This is a genomic window from Pseudomonas nitroreducens (assembly GCF_010994165.1).
In the GTDB taxonomy this organism is placed as follows: Bacteria; Pseudomonadota; Gammaproteobacteria; order Pseudomonadales; family Pseudomonadaceae; genus Pseudomonas; species Pseudomonas nitroreducens.
In genome coordinates this window covers 637,887-655,808 of the sequence record NZ_WMBX01000002.1, presented here as the reverse complement: position 1 = coordinate 655,808, position 17,922 = coordinate 637,887, and the positions used below count along the sequence as shown (strand labels likewise).

13 protein-coding genes and 1 pseudogene are annotated in these 17,922 nt (G+C 64.9%); 8 read left to right on the top strand and 6 right to left on the bottom strand.

The window, feature by feature from the left end; translation table 11 throughout:
• The first annotated feature begins 43 nt into the window (after positions 1-43).
• The 8 genes and pseudogenes from GJV37_RS10930 (at position 44) to GJV37_RS10895 (ending at position 9,654) form a co-directional block, all read left to right on the top strand.
• Complete coding sequence (locus GJV37_RS10930) at positions 44-2,032, top strand: alkyl/aryl-sulfatase (protein WP_193452451.1); 1,989 nt, start codon at positions 44-46, stop codon at positions 2,030-2,032.
• A gap of 30 nt (positions 2,033-2,062) precedes the next feature.
• Positions 2,063-3,571, top strand: coding sequence for a wax ester/triacylglycerol synthase family O-acyltransferase (locus tag GJV37_RS10925; RefSeq protein ID WP_170858643.1), 1,509 nt, complete (start codon positions 2,063-2,065; stop codon positions 3,569-3,571).
• 74 nt (positions 3,572-3,645) lie between these two features.
• A pseudogene (locus tag GJV37_RS29510) lies at positions 3,646-4,053 on the top strand (DUF3336 domain-containing protein); the annotation flags it as partial.
• A 36-nt stretch (positions 4,054-4,089) separates the two neighbouring features.
• The gene (locus tag GJV37_RS10915) at positions 4,090-5,070 is read left to right on the top strand and encodes a patatin-like phospholipase family protein (protein ID WP_246228321.1); all 981 of its coding nucleotides are present in this window, start codon (positions 4,090-4,092) and stop codon (positions 5,068-5,070) included.
• A 122-nt stretch (positions 5,071-5,192) separates the two neighbouring features.
• The gene (locus GJV37_RS10910) at positions 5,193-6,986 is read left to right on the top strand and encodes an acyl-CoA dehydrogenase (RefSeq protein WP_193452448.1); all 1,794 of its coding nucleotides are present in this window, start codon (positions 5,193-5,195) and stop codon (positions 6,984-6,986) included.
• Positions 6,987-7,162: 176 nt separating this feature from the next.
• Entirely contained in the window at positions 7,163-8,521 is a 1,359-nt protein-coding gene (locus GJV37_RS10905) for an OmpA family protein (protein ID WP_193452447.1), read from the top strand.
• 311 nt (positions 8,522-8,832) lie between these two features.
• Positions 8,833-9,309: a hypothetical protein gene (locus GJV37_RS10900; RefSeq protein ID WP_226046495.1), complete on the top strand. Its 477-nt coding sequence runs from the start codon at positions 8,833-8,835 to the stop codon at positions 9,307-9,309.
• Between the two features lie 165 nt (positions 9,310-9,474).
• Positions 9,475-9,654 (top strand): hypothetical protein, encoded by a 180-nt coding sequence (locus tag GJV37_RS10895; RefSeq protein ID WP_024762799.1) that lies wholly within the window; start codon positions 9,475-9,477, stop codon positions 9,652-9,654.
• A gap of 144 nt (positions 9,655-9,798) precedes the next feature.
• Here the strand turns inward: GJV37_RS10895 and GJV37_RS10890 are convergent, their stop codons facing one another.
• The 6 genes from GJV37_RS10890 to GJV37_RS10865 form a co-directional block, all read right to left on the bottom strand.
• Positions 9,799-10,908 (bottom strand): M14 family metallopeptidase, encoded by a 1,110-nt coding sequence (locus tag GJV37_RS10890; protein WP_193452446.1) that lies wholly within the window; start codon positions 10,906-10,908, stop codon positions 9,799-9,801.
• Between the two features lie 66 nt (positions 10,909-10,974).
• Complete coding sequence (locus GJV37_RS10885) at positions 10,975-12,249, bottom strand: MFS transporter (protein ID WP_170858638.1); 1,275 nt, start codon at positions 12,247-12,249, stop codon at positions 10,975-10,977.
• Positions 12,246-13,439 carry a M20 aminoacylase family protein gene (locus GJV37_RS10880; protein ID WP_024762796.1) on the bottom strand — a complete coding sequence of 398 codons (1,194 nt, stop codon included), beginning with the start codon at positions 13,437-13,439 and terminating at the stop codon, positions 12,246-12,248. The genes GJV37_RS10885 and GJV37_RS10880 overlap by 4 nt, the downstream gene beginning before the upstream one ends.
• Positions 13,440-13,559: 120 nt before the next feature.
• Entirely contained in the window at positions 13,560-14,465 is a 906-nt protein-coding gene (locus GJV37_RS10875) for a LysR family transcriptional regulator (protein ID WP_024762795.1), read from the bottom strand.
• A 209-nt stretch (positions 14,466-14,674) separates the two neighbouring features.
• A complete protein-coding gene (locus GJV37_RS10870; RefSeq protein ID WP_024762794.1) occupies positions 14,675-16,033 on the bottom strand; it encodes a DUF1329 domain-containing protein in 1,359 nt (452 codons plus the stop codon).
• Positions 16,034-16,059: 26 nt separating this feature from the next.
• Positions 16,060-17,913: a DUF1302 domain-containing protein gene (locus tag GJV37_RS10865; protein ID WP_193452445.1), complete on the bottom strand. Its 1,854-nt coding sequence runs from the start codon at positions 17,911-17,913 to the stop codon at positions 16,060-16,062.
• Between the last annotated feature and the right edge of the window lie 9 nt (positions 17,914-17,922).

Below are 17,922 nucleotides of genomic sequence, written 5' to 3'. Positions count from 1 at the left end.
CACGCACTCAGTCGAACACCAGAACAAGAACACGGAGTCAGCCATGAAGGCCCGGATCACCCGCTACCTGCCCCATACCCTGCTGGCCGGCGCGATCGCTGTTGGCATCAGCCTGCCGCTGCGCGCCGACGAACCCAACGGCAACCAGCCGGCCAGCCCGATCACCGCGCAGAAGAACGCCGCGGTATTGAAGGTGCTGCCGTTCAGTGACCGTACCGACTACGAGTCGGTCACCCGCGGCCTGATCGCGCCCTTCAAGGGACAGGTGAAGAACGCCGCCGGCAAGGTGATTTGGGATAGCCAGGCCCACGACTTCCTCTACAAGGACGAAGCGCCGGAGACGGTCAACCCGAGCCTCTGGCGCACGGCCCAGTTGAACAACCATGCGGGCCTGTTCCAGGTGGCCGACGGCATCTACCAGTTGCGCGGGATGGACGTGTCCAACATGACCATCATCGAGGGCAAGGACGGCCTCTTCGTGATCGACCCGCTGACCTATGCGGAAACCGCGCGCAATGCACTGGACCTGTACTACCAGCACCGGCCGAAGAAACCCATCATCGGCGTAGGCTACAGCCACAGCCATGGTGATCACTTCGGCGGCGTGCGTGGCGTCGTCGACGAGGCCGACGTGAAGAGCGGCAAGGTGAAGATCTTCGCGCCATCGGGCTTCATGGAACACGCCATCAGCGAGAATATCTTCGCCGGCAACGCCATGAGCCGCCGCTCACAGTATCAGTTCGGTACCTTCCTGCCGCGAGGCGAGCGTGGCCAGGTCGACGTCGGCATGGGCAAGGCGCTGCCCTCGGGCGGCACCTTCACCCTGATCGCGCCGACCGACCTGATCCAGAAGGAATACGAAACCCACACCGTCGGCGACATCGAGATCGAGTTCCAGCTCACCCCCGGCACCGAAGCGCCGGCGGAAATGAACTTCTACTTCCCACAACATCGCGCGCTGTGCATGTCCGAGAACAGCACGCAGATGATGCATAACATTCTCACACCGCGCGGCGCGCTGGTGCGCGACGCCAAGGCCTGGTCGCAATACCTGGACGCCAGCCTGGAACGCTACGGCGACAAGACCGACGTGATGTTCGTCTCGCACAACTGGCCGACCTGGGGCGGTGAGCGCATCCGTACGCTGCTGGCCGACCAGCGCGACATGTACGCCTTCCTCAATGACCGTACCGTCCACCTGATGAACCAGGGCCTGACCTCTACCGAGATCGCCCAGAAGATGGACAAGCTGCCGGGCGACCTGGAGAAGAAGTGGTACACCCGCGGTTACTACGGCTCGCTCAGCCACAACTCCCGCGCCGTCTACCAACGCTACCTGGGCTTCTATGATGGCAACCCGGCCAACCTCGACCCGCTGACGCCGGTGGATGCGGGCACCCATTACGTCGACGCGATGGGCGGTGCCGATGCCGTCATCAAGCTGATCCGCGCTGCCATCGACCAGGGCGACTATCGCTGGGCCGCCACCTTGGGCAACCACCTGGTCTTCGCCCAGCCGCAGAACGAAGAGGCGAAGAAGCTGCAGGCCGATGCCCTGGAGCAATTGGGCTACCAGTCCGAGAACGCCCTATGGCGCAACATTTACCTGACGGGCGCCATGGAGCTGCGCAACGGCGTACCGCAGTACGACGCTGGTGCCACCAAGGCCGATGTGGTGAGAAGCATGGAGCCGGGACAGTTCTTCGATTTCCTGGCGATCCGCCTGGATTCGGATAAAGCCCAGGGCCACGACATGGTGATGAATTGGGTATTCAGCGATCTGGGCAAGGACTACGCCGTGACCCTGCGTAACGGCGTACTCACCCACCGTGATAACGAGAAGAACGCCAGCCCCACGGTGACCATCACCCTGGCCAAGGCCACGCTGGACCAGATCAGCCTGCGCAAACTGGACTTCCCCACCGCCATCAAACAGGGCGACATCAAGCTCGACGGCGACGGCAAGGCCCTGGGCGTCTTCCTGGGAATGATCGACACCCCCGCTCCCCAGTTCAACATCGTCACTCCCTGACGCGAGCCACTTCGACACAGGACACAAGGCATGAAGCAACTTACCCCCATGGATGCACAGTTCTTCTACTCCGATGCCCCCCATCAGCCGATGGTCATCGGCGGCCTGTGGATCTGCGATCAGAACTCCGCACCCAATGGCCTGGTCCGGCACAAGGACATCATCCGCTACATCAACAGCCGCCTGAGCAGCACCTCGCTGTTCCGCCGCCGCCTGCAACACGCGCCGCTGCGGCTCGACGACCCCTACTGGCTGGAAGACAAGAACTTCGACCTGGAGTACCACATTCGCCATGTCGGCCTGCCGCAACCGGGCGACTGGCGGCAACTGTGCATCTTCACCGCCCGGGCGATGTCGCGGACCCTGGACATGGAACGGGCCCCCTGGGAAATCACCGTCATCGAGGGTCTGAACAACGTCGAGGGCGTGCCGCCGGGAAGCTTTGCGCTCCTGCTGCGGCTGCACCACGCCTATGTCGATGGCAAGTCGGGGGTGGAGATCACCACCCTGCTGATGGACGACCAGATCGACTTTGACGAGAACACCTACCGCCAGCCGGTCAGCGACCGCCTGCCCACCCGCACCCAGATGTGGGCCAAGACCGTCCCGCGCCTGCTCGGCCAGTCCCTGCGCAGCGCCAAGGCCAGCCTCAGCATCGCGCGCAAGAGCCTGCAACTGGCGGCCCAGCTGCGCGGCGATGCCAGCCCGGACCAGAACCGTGTGCCCAGCACGCTGTTCAACGCGCAGATTTCTCCACACCGCAGCTATGGCGCCACCCAATGGCCGATCGCCGATCTCAAGCAGATCCGCCGCTGCGCCGAGGGCGCCACCCTGAACGACGTGATCATCGCCATCATCGCCGGGGGGCTACGGCGCTACCTGCTGCGCCGCGAGGCGCTGCCGGTGGAGCAATCGCTGGTCGCCCTGTGCCCGGTGGCGATGCGTCCGGAAAGCGCCCGGCGCGACATGGGCAACCTGATCTCCATGATGCTGATCGGCATGGGTACCGACATGGCCGATCCGCAACTGCGCCTGCAGGCCATCACCGAGCGCACCCAGCGCGGCGCACCGCTGGCCAAGGAAGTGATGCACGAGCTGATCACCTCCATGGGCGAAGTGCTGCCCGCGCCGATGCGCATGCTCGGCGGCTGGCTGCAGAACCAGGTCCGCTACGTGAGCCGCTTCCACCTGCAGAACACCCTGATCACCAACGTGCCGGGCCCGACCAACGGCGCGGAGAAGAAGTACTTCGCCGGCGCCGAGATCCTCGCCACCTACCCCATAGTGCCGGTGTTCGACGGCATGGGCCTGAGCCACGGCATCACCAGCCTCTACGGCAACATCATCCTCGGCGTACTGGCCGACCGGCAGATGCTGCCGGACATGGATGTGTACATGGCAAGCCTTCAGGAATCGACCGAGGAGTACCTGGCCCTGGCACACCAGCGCGGGGCCGAAGCGGCCAGCCAATCGACGAAGCGCCCGGCGCCCCCGCGCAAGCGCCCCGCCTCGCAACCGGCCGAGCCGAGCGCCGAGTAAAACTGCGGCGGCGCGTGAAAAGCAGGGACGCCCCGCGCGCCGCCGTCATCCATCAGCGAACAGGGAGAGTCCCGATGTTCAGGCAGAAGTCAGCGGTCCGGCAATTGAGCGACAAGATGGACCATGCCCACAGCTACCAGGAATGGGCGGAACACGCCGCCGCCCTCGACCACGCGACCGGCATGGACGACTGGCGCGGCAACGAAGTTTCCAGCGACTACGATTACCGCACGGTGCGATAGCGCATGGAGCGCCTGCGCGGCATGCGCAACGCCGGCGCCTACGCGAACCTCATGTTCGTCCTCAACGAGGGTATCCACGGCAACCTCGCCGGCATGGGCAAGGCCGTGCTCTATGGCCGCGCCAACCTGGGCACCAAGCACCTGATCCACCAGTACATCGAGGAAGTCTGCCTGGCACTGCAGGCCATCGACGCCCTCGACGAGAGTGTCATCGCGCTGGACGAGCGCAAGGACTTCTTCCTCCGCGCCAGCCAGTGCTTCGGCCGCTCCGCCCTGATGCTCAGCGGCGGTGCAGTATTGGGCTACTTCCATGCCGGCGTGCTCAAGGCACTGTTCGAGGAAGGCATGTTGCCGAGCATCATCTCCGGCTCCATCCTCGCCTCCATCGCCTGCACCCACGCCGATAGCGAAATGCTCGACAAGCTGCAGCCGGAACTCCTGCTGATGCATCCGGAAGGCCGGGCCGGCAAACGCCGGCCGAGGACCCGCCCCGCCCTGGAGGCGGGCGACCTGGCCAGCTACCTGGAGCGCCTGATTCCCGACCTGACCTTCGCCGAAGCCTACAAGGTCAGCGGTCGCCACCTGAACATCACCGTCACGGGGCTGGAGCCGCGCCAGGCGCCGCGCCTGCTCAACGCCATCACCGCACCGACGGTCCTGGTGCGCTCGGCGGTCATGGCCTCCTGCGCCATTGCCGGCATCTACCCGCCGGTAACGCTGCAGGCGAAGAATGCAGCGGGCGTCCAAGTGCCCTACCTGCCGGAACAACAGTGGATCGACGGTTCCTTCCTCGACGATCTGCCCGCCAAGCGCCTGGGTCGCCTGTACGGGGTGAACCACTTCATCTCCAGCATGGCCAATCCCGCCGCGCTGTTCTTCACGCCCAACCCGAACGCCCAGCCGAACCTGTTGCAGAGTGCATTCAACCAGCAGATACGCCTCAGCAAGGGCGTCGCCACCCACCTGCTGCGGCTGGGCCGCGACCACCTGCGTATCCGCAATCCCACCCTCGCCCGCTGGCAGCACCTGAGCTACAGCGTGCTGGTGCAGGACTACATCGCCGATATCAACATCTTCCTCGGCAAGCGTTGGCACAACCCGCTCAAGCTGCTGGCCCCCATGCCTCTGGGCGAGCTGCGCCAGTTGCTGCGCGAGGGTGAACAGGCGACCTGGGAGCGCATGGAGATGGTGCGCAACTGCACCGCCATCAGCCGCACCCTGGACGGCATCCTGCGCGCCCGCCACTGGACGGCTTGACGGTCTGCGCCGCACGACGATGGCACCTTCGCCGCCTTGCATCGGTCTCAAGCGTTGGTGACCGACGTTTCCCTCGCCGCGGCCAGGGATAACAGCCACGCCCCCCGGACAGGAGTTTCACCATGAGTGATTACAGCGCCCCGCTGCGCGACATGCAGTTCGTCCTGCGTGAGCTGCAACTGCTCGACAGCCTGAAACAGTTGCCCAACCAGCAAGACATGAGCGCCGAACTGGTCGACGCGATCCTCAATGAGGCCGCCCGCTTCGCCCAGGGCGTACTGGCGCCGCTGAACACTATCGGAGACCGCCAGGGCGCGAAGTGGAATGACGGCACAGTCCATACCGCCGACGGCTGGCGCGACGCCTACGGGAAGTTCGCCAGCAATGGCTGGAACGCCCTCTCCTGCCCGCCTGACTTCGGCGGCCAGGGTGCGCCGCGACTGGTGTCGGCGCTGGTCGAGGAGATGTGGAATGCCGCCAACGTCGCCTTCGGCCTGTGCCCGATGTTGACCCGTGGCGCCATCGAGGCCATCGAACTGCGTGGCTCCGAAGAACTGAAGCAGACCTGGTTGCCCAGGCTGGTCAGTGGCGAGTGGACCGGCACCATGAACCTCACCGAGCCCCAGGCCGGCTCCGACCTCGCCGCCGTGCGCACCCGAGCCGAGCCGCAGGGTGACGGGACCTACAAGCTGTTCGGGCAGAAGATCTTCATCACCTACGGCGAGCACGACCTCACCGACAACATCGTCCATCTGGTGCTGGCCCGTGTGCCCGGCGCACCCGAAGGCGTGAAAGGCATCTCGCTGTTCGTGGTGCCAAAGGTATTGCTGAATGCCGATGGTGCCCCCGGCGAGCGCAATGACGTGCACTGCGTATCCATCGAACACAAGCTCGGCATCCACGGCAGCCCGACCGCCGTGCTCGCGTTCGGCGACCAGGGCGGTGCCACGGGCTGGCTGGTGGGCGAAGAGAATCGCGGCCTGGAATACATGTTCATCATGATGAATGCCGCCCGCTTCTCCGTGGGGATCGAAGGCGTCGGCCTGGCCGAACGCGCCTACCAGCGCGCCGCAGCCTACGCGCGGCTGCGCGTGCAGGGCAGCGAGATCGGCGTGCCCGGCCGTGACAAGGCCGCGATCATCCGCCATCCGGACGTACGCCGCATGCTGATGTCCATGCGCTCGCGGATCGAGGCCATGCGCGCCCTGGCCTGCGATGTCGCACTGGCCACCGACATGGCCCACGGGCACCCCGACACCGCGGTGCGCGAGGAACGCCAGGCCTATGTCGAGCTGATGATCCCGGTGCTCAAGGGCTGGTGCACCGAGAACGCCGTGGATATCGCCTCCCTCGGCGTGCAGGTCCACGGGGGCATGGGCTTCATCGAGGAGACCGGCGCCGCTCAGCATCTGCGCGATGCCCGCATCACGCCGATCTACGAAGGCACCACCGGCATCCAGGCCAGCGACCTGATCGGCCGCAAGATCGCCCGTGACAAGGGCGCCACCGCATTCGCCCTGATCGCCCGCATGCGCGATGTCCAGCGGCTGCTACCGGATGACGATCCGGCCCTGGCCGCCATCCGCCACCGATTCTTCTCCGCGATCAACGCCCTGGACGATGCCGTGCGGTTCGTCGTCCAGCACTATGCCGAGCAGCCACGCCAGGTTGCACTGGGCTCGGTCCCGCTGCTGGAGCTGTTCGGTATCGTCGGCGGTGGCTGGCAGTTGGCCTGCTCGGCCCAGGTCGCCCGGCAGCGCCTGGCTGAGGCAACCGGCGATACCGCGTTCTACCGCGCCAAACTGCGCACTGCTCAGTTCTATGCCGGGCACTACCTCACACGCGCGCCAGGGCTGGCGCAAACGATCACGGACGGTGGAGATGCAGCCCTGACGATGGAAGACTTCTCGTTCTGAAACCCGCGGCGCCTGGCGAATTGCGGCATGAAGATGATCCAAATGGGAAATGACTGACTGACTCGGCATGTGGTGCATCCAAGAATGAGACCGCTTTCGGCTCATCACGGAATTGCGCCGAGCTAAACGGTCCGCGGCACAAGCACGGACCGGCATCCTTTCCCACGGAGATTCTGATGCTAGACACCCTCATTCACCAGGCCGCCCAGCGGGGCATGGGTAACCAGGCCGGACGTTTTGTCGGCCTGCTGGCGGACTCGCTCGTCAACACTCGCACTGGCGGCTTCGCAGGGCTCACGAAGCGCTTCGAGGACGCAGGACTTGGCGATCTGTTGCAATCGTGGATCGGTGCCCACCCAGCGGACCACGTTCTGCACCCCGACCAGTTCAGCGCAGGTTTCGGCCAGCAGGAAAGCAACCGTATCGCCCAGTTGCTCGGTGTGACTCCGGGAGCGGTCAACATGGCAGGTGCGGAAACGCTACCCAGGCTAGTTGCGCTGATCACCACCGACGGCAGATACCCCATCCCCGGCACCCTGCCGACGCCGCTGGCAGCCCTTATCGGCGAAAGCGAAATCCCTTCTCAAACTCGTCGCGAAGGATTGGGCTGGGTGTTCTGGCTGATTCTCGCCCTGCTGATCGCCCTGTTCATCATGGCGATCAGCCAATGCCGCCCTGCTCTGCTGGCACAGCAAACCCCGCCCACCAGCCCCGCTCCGGTAACGCAGAATGTACCTGCGCCGGTGGTGGAGGAAACGGCCGTCCAGGAGCCTGTGCAGCCGGCACCGGAGCCCGCTCAATTCCAGTTGGCGAATCAGGACGGCCACATCACCGTTCATGGCCGCCTGGCGAGTGAGGCGGACAAGCAACGGCTATGGGATGCGCTCAATGCCCAGTTCGGCGCCAGCAACCTCTCCGGCAATATCCAGGTCGAACCGCAGACCTTGCCGGCCGACTGGCTGGACAGGCTCATCGCCGCCTTGCCGAAACTCAATGCCAGTGGCCTGAAGATCGGCTTCGACGGCGACGAGCTGTCCATCGATACATCGGCTCTGCCGGAAGACAAGCGGTTCGACATCAGCCAGCAATTGCGTACGCTGTTCAACGGCTACTCCATCAGTGGCCTGTGGGAGCGCGCGACCGCAGCCTTGGCGGGACTGCAAGCCGGTTTCAGTGCCCAGGACCTGGTTCAGGCGCTGAACCTGATGAATGTCTACTTCAATACCAACTCCAACGCGATCACCGCCGACAGCCTGGAAATCCTTTCCCGCGCCGCCGAAGCGATCAAGGCCGCCCCGCAGGGAACGCACATCGAGGTGAGCGGCCATAGTGACAGCGTCGGTACCGACCAGGGCAACCTGGACATGAGCCAGAAACGTGCCGACGCCGTAGTTGCGAAGCTGGTGGAGCTGGGCGTCCAACCGTCCTCGCTGATCGCCAAAGGCTACGGCTCCAGCAAGCCGATTGCCGACAACGCGACGGATGAAGGCCGGGCCAAGAACCGCCGCATCGAGTTCACCGTTCAAGGTGAGTGACGCGCAGTAGACAGCCGTCCTGGCCGCCCATCCGAATCAAGGATGGGCGGCCATTCTCTGTAAAGACTTCATTACACCTCGTGTTGACCACGCCAATCGCGCCACCGGCTGGTCTCGCCTCTCCGAGGTGAACGCTTGGCTATTGCGAGGGGCCGTCCTTATATGGAAATGCTCGTTGACAGTCCTGCGTGGCTTCAGTGAGATGGCCTTTCGTTCAGGCAAATGGCATTGCCGACTGACTGTGTGCGTTGTATCCGCAATGCCGCGATGACGAAACTTCGGCGATCCCGACGGTCGCTTCCGGACGTTTCATGGCTTCATCGACACAGGAGATGCCGGCGATGTTGAACCAGGCACCCCGCGATACCCAGGACGTTGAATTCGACGAGCAATTCTTCCTCGCCTTCGAGATCCAGGTCCTGCAGAAGGCCCTGCCGGCCTTCGAAGAGGCCTCGCGCTTCGCCCGCGACCGAGGTCTGCGCTGCTGCGTGGAGTTGATCACCAATGCCGAAGGGCACCCCGAGCTCAGCCTGTCGGCCACCCAGCGCGATGACCTGCCGGACAGTTGCTATCGCCTGATTGCCGACCCGGCCGCCCAGGGCATAGTCCACGAGGAATTCACCGCCGTGAACCGCCGCACGCGCCGCCAGGGCGCGCGCCTGGCCACGCTGACCTCGCGCTCGCTGGAGCTGCAGCTGGAGGCCTTCTTCATGCACGCCTTCGGCATGCGCCTGGACTACAACGTTCTGCGCCTGGACTACTCTTACGAGCATGCCTCCGGGCTCTAGGCCATTTCCGACACCTCCGGTCGTCGATTCGGCCGGTGGCGGACAAAGCGTTCCGTCGGACAGTTCCTGCAAAGGATGATTTATGGCAACGATGAACGCGCTGAAGCCGCTATTATTCGCGCCCTGTGCGCCTCCTCGTGCGTGTTTCCTCGTTGTCGCTTTGCCATGAATGAATTCCTCGTGCATTTTCAGGACGGTCACTGCCTGGGCAAGACTGTGCTGCGCTCGTTCTCCCGTCAGATGACCCTCTCCGAGGCGCGGGTGCGCCTGCAGGCCTGCTACCCGCTACGCGTTCCGCACTTGCTGAACATCCTGCACCTGACGCCGATGCTGCCCGGCCGCTGATCCGATCCCCCCAGCGTTTTCCCAAGCCACTGGGCCTGCCCGCATGCAGCGGTAGTGGCTGGAGGCGTTAGTCTCGACGTCGAGGGAAAACCCATGGCCGACCGGCAGCTCCGCTCCCGACGGGGCGCGGTGCATCACCGCCTGCTACCTCGACGCGCGCGCCGGCAGTGCCCGAGACTCGCCCAGCCCGGCAAGGGCTTGCCGCGCCGCTTGGCCGGCCTGCTCCAGCACTTGGCGCTTCCAGCCATCCTCGTCGACGTAGAAGGCATCACGCAGTTGGCGATGGATACGCCGGGCCTTGTCTGCCGGCACGCCGGGATTGTTGGCCAGCCATTGGTCGGCGCGCAGCGCCTTGAGGACCTTGAGCCCTGGCAGCGTGCCGTACTCCAGGGCGATGGCGGTCAGCTCGGCCTGCGGACACTCGCTGGCGGCGGCCAGGATCATCTGCCCCTGCAACTGCACCGACACCGATCCTCCTTCCCTCGCAGAAGTCACCTCGGCTCCCCACCAGCGACGCGTGCGCGCCAGCGTTCGCGGGTCGTCACTCCCCACGTAGATACGCTCGCCATGCCCCTTAGGGCCCAAGCCGGTGTGCACGTCGATCCAACCCAGGCGAGCACACTGACGTGCATGCTGGCGCAGCACCTGGCGCACCGCCTGGTTGCTCCAGGTCGGTTTGGCGCCGATATAGAACAGGCCGTTGGGGTGGCTGTCCTGGCCGCTGGAAATGGCCGCCTGCAATCGCTTGCGCCCATGGCGCATGGCGTAGCGCAGCAGGCGCAGGTGGCTGGCGAAAGATGGCCAGCGGCGCGGTATCAGGATCGGGTCCAATGTTGCGTAGGCCTGGTTGCGCTGGCGCGGTTGGGAGAAGTCGATGAAGTTGCGATTCAGGTCGACGTTCTCGTGGGTCCAACGCCGCCACCAGGAAAATCCATAGGGGTTCGCGGCATGCAGGTAAAGCACCGCGCAATCGGCCTTGGCGCATAGCTCAACCCAATCGGGGTCGTTGAGCAGCGCGACCTGCACCGCCGAGCCGCAGAAGCCTTCCACCCCATGGCAGCCGCTGCTGATGATCAGCAGGTTCTGCGCATCGCTTGGGCCGCCGCGAGCCACATCCAGCGCCAGCGGCTCGCCATCTCGGCCTGGCAATGGGTGGCGGTGGGACTCGACGACCAGGCCGGCGGACAGGCAGGCGGCGAGAAACTTGCCACGCGCCTCGGCGTAGCTCTGGGAAAAACAGGCAGACGGCTTCATCACCACTCCGGATGATTGGATTCGAGTCAGGAATATGGGCCCGACGTGCGGGCCCTTTGAAAGAGATCAGGCGTGGCCGACAGCACCGGGGAGCGGCGCTTCGCTGTGCCCGCCCTGCAGGGACTGGCGAGTGCGCTCGGGAGCGATGATCCGGCAGCCGAGGATGGCGCAGACGACGGTGAGCACGCCGAACAGGCCGAGCGCCGTCTCGAAGCCATGGGCAATGTCACCACCGCGCAGCTCGACCAGTTGGCCGACTATCCATGGCGCGAGCATGCCGGCGCTGGTCATGCCGCCGATATGGATCGCCAGCATCGAACCTCGCTGTGAGCTCGGGGCGATATAGGCGACCAGCGTGTTGCAGAAGGTCGGCAGGACGTTCACCAGGATGGCACCCAGTGCATAGAGCACCAGGATCGCCAGGCGATCGCCATGCAGCAGGGTCAGCGCGCAGAAGGCGATGCCGGCGACCGCCGCAAAGGCCATCGGCGGCAGCACCATGGCGCGCTGCACCGAGGTGCCGCGCTGCATGGCCCGCTGCGACAGCGTCGAGAGCAGCAGGTTGGCAAGTATCACCCCGACCGTCACCACCATCACTGTGTAGCCCGACTGCATCGGCGTCATGCCCTGGCCCTTCTGCAGATAGACCGGCACCCAGCTGTACACCAGTGCGGTGGGCAAATAGCTGAGGAAGCCCATCAGGGTGATCCAGAGGAAGCTGCGGTTCAGTAACAGGCGACTGTACGGCAGACGCAGCGACGCGCCCGGCCCCTCTTGCTCGGTCTGCTGCCCTTCCCGGCCGAAGATCAGCCAGACGACCAGCCAGACCAGCCCGAGCAACGCCAACAGGAAGTACGCGGTGCGCCAGCCGAAATGCTGGATCGCCAGCGGCAGGCTCAACGCGCCGAGCACGGCGCCCAGCATGATCGACACCTGGATCAGCGCCGAGGGCAATACACGCTCTTTCGGCCCGAACCACTTGAAGCAGGCATGCTGGGTCACCGCCGTGCCCGGGCCGGTGCCGGCGCCCAGCAACAGGCGCCCGGCGACCAGCGCGGCAAAGCCGCTGGACAGCGCCACGACCAGTTGCGAGGCCATCCACACCACGGACATGCCGGCGAGAATCCAGCGCGTCGGGAAGCGGTTGGCGAGGAAGCCCACCAGCACGCCGGAGATCGAATAGAGGAAGAAGAACGCGCTGCCGACAAAGCCGAACTCTGTCGGCGAGAGCTTCAGTTCGTCGATGATCTGTGCGCCGGCGAAGGCGAATATGGTCTTGTCCAGCACGCTGATGACCATCACCAGCATCAACAGAATGAGTACCCCATTACGTCGGGTCATGCTCTGGCTCCCGTGCCCAGGAAGGTTTCCACCAGTCGCACCCAGAGGGCAGCGCCGAAGGGGATGGCGGCGTCGTTGAAGTCATAGCCTGGATTGTGGACCATGCAGCCGCTGGGGCCGCTGTTGCCGTTGCCCAGGGCGATGTAGCAGCCGGGGCGGCGCTCGAGCATCCAGGCGAAATCCTCGCTGCCGAGGAAGCCCGAAGGGATCTCGGACAGGAGGCGCTGCGGACCGACCAGCTCGGTCAGTACCTCGCGGGCGAGGCGGGTTTCTTCCGGCGTATTGACCAGCACCGGCACCAGCTCCTCGTATTCGTACTGCAGTTCCATGCCGTGCACCGCGGCAACGCCACGGGTGATCTCGCCGATGCGCCGCTTGAGCAGCTCGCGCACGTCGGGTCTGGTAGCGCGTACGCTCAGGCGCAGGTCGGCATGATCGGGAATGACGTTGGCCGCCTCCCCTGCCTTGAGCATGCCGACCGTCACCACGCCCACTTCGGTGGACGGCACATTGCGCGCGACGATACTTTGCAGTGCCAGTACCAGTTCGGCGGCGGCGACTATCGGGTCCTTGGTCAGGTGCGGCATGGCGCCATGACCGCCGACACCGGTCAGGCGGATCGACACGCGGTCGGAGGATGCCGTCAGCGCGCCCTCGCGGGTCAGGAAGCAACCGACCGGCAGGCCCGGCGCATTGTGCAGCGCGTACACCGCATCGCAGGGGAAGCGCTCGAACAGGCCATCGTCCATCATCGCCACGGCGCCGCCGAGGGTTTCCTCGGCGGGCTGGAAGATCAGGTTGAGGGTACCGTCGAAGTGGCGCTGCTCGGCCAGGTCGCGTGCGGCACAGAGCAGGATGGCGGTATGGCCGTCGTGGCCGCACGCGTGCATGCGCCCGGCGTGCTGGCTGGCGTAGGGGACACCGCTGGCCTCGTCGATGGGCAATGCATCCATGTCGGCGCGAATGCCGATGCTGCGCGCGCTGTTGCCCTGGCGCAGTACGCCGACAACGCCGGTACCACCGATGCCCTCATGGACTTCATAGCCCCATTCGCGCAGGTAGCCGGCGACGATGGCGCTGGTGCGCGCCTCCTCGAAGCCCAGTTCGGGATGCTGGTGGAGGTCCCGGCGAATCCGCGCGAAGTCCTCGGTGCTTGCCGCAAGTCTTTCTATCGTGGGGTGCTGACTCATGCCGCATCCTGCTCATTGTTCTGATGTGGCCGGCAGGATGCCCCACGCGCGCGATGCTGAATAATGACCTTCACGCATGCTTATCGAGGCTGGTTATCGACGGCCGTTTTCGAGCCAGAATCAGTCGGCCTTGCGCAGGTGCGGGCCCTTGAAGGCGTAGACCAGCTCGTCCACCAGAGTCTGCGCCTCGCGGGTCATCAGCTCCGGCGGCCGGCAGACCAGGGAGATGTCGGTGCCCGGCACGGTCTCGGCGATGTCCAGCGCCTCCAGGGTGCTGGACACGATGGGCAGGTCGAACACCCTCCGCGACCAGAAGCTCACCGCATCCGTATTGGCCGCCAGCTCCGCGTAGAGCACCACCGAGGCGCACTCGATGACACGCTCCGGATAACGCACCTGGTACTGCTCGAACATCTGCCCGGCGAGGGAGACATCCAGCGAGTCGGGCACCAGCCATTCCTCGTCGAGCAGTTCGTGCAGCGAGCGGGCGCTGCGCAGTCGATGTCCCTTGCGAACTGCCAACGTAGTGGGCTGGGCGTAGAGCTCCTGCCAGTGGAAACCATCGACATTGCGCGAGGCCGGCTGCGAGGTGAGCACAAGATCCAGCTGACCTTCGCGCAGGCCTTCGAGCAGTTTGGCCGGACGAAGTTCGCTGATCTGCAACTGCACCTTGGGGTAGCGCTTGCGGTAACGCAGCAGGCAACTGGCGAACTGCTGGCTGGGGGTCACCGGCGACACCCCGATGGCCACGCGGCCGTCCATCGCGCCCTTGAGCGTCTCGATTTCATCCCGCGCGCGGCGCACCTCCTCCACCACCAGGCGCGCCCGGCGCACCAGGCGCTCGCCGTATTCGGTGGCGGTAATGCCGCGGTTGGAACGCACCAGCAGCGGCACGCCCAGCTCGGCCTCCAGCTCCTTGATGCTCTTGGACAGGGCGGGCTGTGAGATATGCAGCAGGCGCGAAGCCTCCTGGATGCTGCCGCTCTCGCAGATGGCGACGATGGCGCGGAGTTGATGCAACTTCATGGCTTGAACGACGGCTCGGGGATCGGTAACAGGTCCGAACATAAAGCAAAAACGAGGCCTGCGTGAGTAACGGTTGGTAAACGGAGCGGGACCGGCGGGTCGTGTTCGCATGAATTTGCAGGAACGAGCGAGGCGCAGGCGAAAAAAAAGCGGCCCGAAGGCCGCTGATAAACACAAGGAGCGCCGGTGAGCGCCAGTAGAGCCCGCGGTCAGCGGATACCCGTGGCGCGCAAGGCGTTGGGCGTGAAGTCGTTGCTGCTCGACTGCACCGCGAAGTCGTAGCTGCTCTTCTCTTCGTTGCGCAGGCCGGACACCGTATAGCGGCCGGACAGCACGTCATAGTGGGTCTCCGCCGTCAGCCAGGTGAACTGCTGGTCATAGAACGGCCGCGCATGGCCCTCGGACACACGCCAGAGGCTGCCGCGACCGTCGTAGGCGTCGGCCTCGGCGATCTGCCAGCTGTCTTCGTCGATGTACAGGTCGCGCTTGCTGTAGATATGGCGCTGGCCCGGCTTAAGGGTCGCTACCACATGCCACACGCGATGCAGCTCGTAGCGGGTGTGGTCCGGGTTGAGGTGGCCGGGCTTGACGATGTCCTCGTACTTCAGCGTCGGCGAGTCGAGTGCGAAACTGTTGTAGGGGATATACAGCTCCTTCTTGCCCACCAGTTTCCAGTCGTAGCGATCCGGCGCGCCGTTGAACATGTCGAAGTCGTCGTAGGTGCGCATGCCTTCCGCGCCGGGGCTGTCGTAGCCCACTTGCGGGGCGCGGCGCACGCGGCGCTGGCCGGCGTTGTACATCCACGCCATGCGCGGTTCCTTGACCTGATCGATGGTCTCCAGCACCAGCATCACGCTGCCGGCGCGGCGCGGCGGCGAGAGGATTTCCTGGCGGAAGTAGTAGAGGATGTTGTTCATCTTCGCCGGGTCGTAGTCCTTGAGCCCGAACGGGAAGGCGAACTGCTCCTTCATGTAGCTGATGGTGTAGTCACCGTTGGTCTGCGGGTTCATCTGCGCGGTGGTGCGCAGCATCGCATTGCCGCGGTAGCGGGTAACGTGGTTCCAGATGACTTCCAGGCCGCTCTGCGGAATAGGGAACGGGACGGTCATCTGGAAGTTGGTCAGGCCGTTGCCGCCTTCGGCCAGCGAGGTGGCGGTGGCGTTCTTCTTCGCCGCATCGATCACCGCCTGCGGGTAGCTCGCGCTGCGGTGGCTGGGGTAGACCGGGATGCGATAGGTCTGCGGGAAACGCTGGAACATGGCCAGTTGGCCGGGCGTGAGTTTGTCCTGGTACTGGCTGGCATTCTGCGCGGTGATGGTGAACAGCGGCTTGTCGGCCGCATACGGATCGGCGAGGAAGCCGCCAGCGTCGGCCTTGCCGGCATTGGGCGCCAGGCCACCGGTCCAGGCTGGAATGCTGCCATCGGCGTTGCCCGCTGTTTCAGCACCCACAGGCGTCAGTTCATTGCCCAGGCGCGCTGCCTGGTCGGCGCCGACCGCGGCCATGACCTGCCCGGCGAGCAGGCTCAGCGTCAGGCAACCCGCCTGCAACCATTGCTTGTTGTTCATGCTTGTACCTCTGGGACGGATAGGCATCAGAAACTGACGCCCAGGCTGACGGCGAGGAAGTCGCGGTCGGTGTTGACGCTGTAATCACCGCCGAAGTAATCGGTGTAACTGATGCTCGCGGTGTAGCGGCTCAGGTACTCGGCATCGACGCCGACGCTGACTGACTTGTCGCCCTCGTTGAAGGTCGGGCCGTAGCCTTCCACGTCGTGGGAGAAGGCCAGGTTCGGGCGCAAAGAGATGCCGCCGATCAGGTCGTTGTATTCCAGGCCGGCGCGCACGCGGTAACCCCAGGAATTCTGGGTGTAGAAGCCCTTGTCGTCGCACTGGCCGGGGTTGGCGGTGTTCACCACCTTCTGGCAGATCGCATTGCCCGACAGTCCCAGCAACGCGGAGGTGCCGGCGCTGGCCAGTTCGCCATTGCCATAGACGCTGCTGCGACCAAAGCGCAGGTCCGAGCCGTCGGTGGAGCCCAGGTCGGCGATATGGCCAAAGCCGATTTCGCCGACCAGGGTCAGGCGTTCGGCGCCGATCACCGGGATCTGGTCGAAGGTGTTGGTGAAGGTCATCTGCGCCTGTGTGTAAGGGAGGCGTTTGTAGCCCTGGATCAGCGAGCCGTAGCTCGAGTCCGCCCAGCCGCTGGAGAAGATCGGCAGGCCGCCGTTGACCAGCGGGCTGGTCGCCGCGGAGCCGAGCGTCGCGGCACCGGAAACGTCGCTTGAGTTGATGCCCATGGGCATGTTCGGCCGGTAGCTGATCTCGCCCTGCACCGCCGTGCTGCCCCAGGTGGTGTTGAAGCCCAGGCCGTAGAGGCGGATATCTTCGGGGTAATCCAGGTACCAGCTGGCGGTGCTGCGCCCGCCCTGCCCGATCAGGCCCCCCACCGGGTCGGCCAGCGCGCCCTTGCCCACCACCCAGTTACTGGTCGGCGTGCGGCTGTGGTAGTTCATCGCGTAGGCGGAGAACTCGGTGTCGTTGACCATCCAGCGCAACGCCACGCCGAACTGACCGCCATCGCGGGCGTCATGGTCCCTGGTGCGCGGCACGTAGCCATAGCCACCCCTGATGCCGGTGCCGTCGATGTCGCGGTCGAAGTCGCTGCCGTTCACCGCCATGTTGATGTCGCAGCCCTTGGCCGCCACATCGCTGCCGAAGAAGGTGCCGCAATTGTCCGGCACGGTCTTCTCCCATTCGAGCTGGTAGAAGGCCTCCATGGACAGGGTGTCGGTCAACCCCTGGTTGAAATACAGCATGCTCACCGGGATCAGCGCTTCCTTCACCTCGGAACCGGGACGACGCAGCGCGGCGACATCTGCCGGGTTGATCGAGTTGATGCCGTTCTGGATGAAGGTGCTCTCGCCCCAGCTCACCACCTGGCGGCCCAGACGCACGGTACCGGGCAGATCGCGGAAGTCGTAGTTGTGGTAGATGAAGGCATCGAGCAGCTCGACGCCGGAGGACTTGGCGGCGTTGTCTCGACCACTGTCGTCGATATCGTAGAGCGGGCGATGCTCGTCCTTCAGCTCGAAGTCGTACCAGTACTTGCCCCGCAGGAACAGACCGCTGTCGCCATACTTCAACTCCAGGTCGTGCAGGCCCTTGAAGATCTTGGAGAAGGTTTCGCCCTTCTTGAAATTCAGGCGGCCGTCGTCGGAAGTCTGGCTGGACGCCGTGCCGCCGTTGCGGGTACCGATGAATTTCTTGTCCGGGCTGTCCATCGCCCAGCTCGCACCGATGGACAGCGTCGAGTCGAAGCGCCCCTCGATTTCCCCCACGTTGAAGCTCACCGCCTGAGCCGAAGTTGCCCCGCCAAGGGCCATGCTGGTCGCCAGCGCCAGCGCGTGCGGCCTGAAGCCTGCGGCGCCGGTTATTGTTCTTTTCATGCTGCTCTC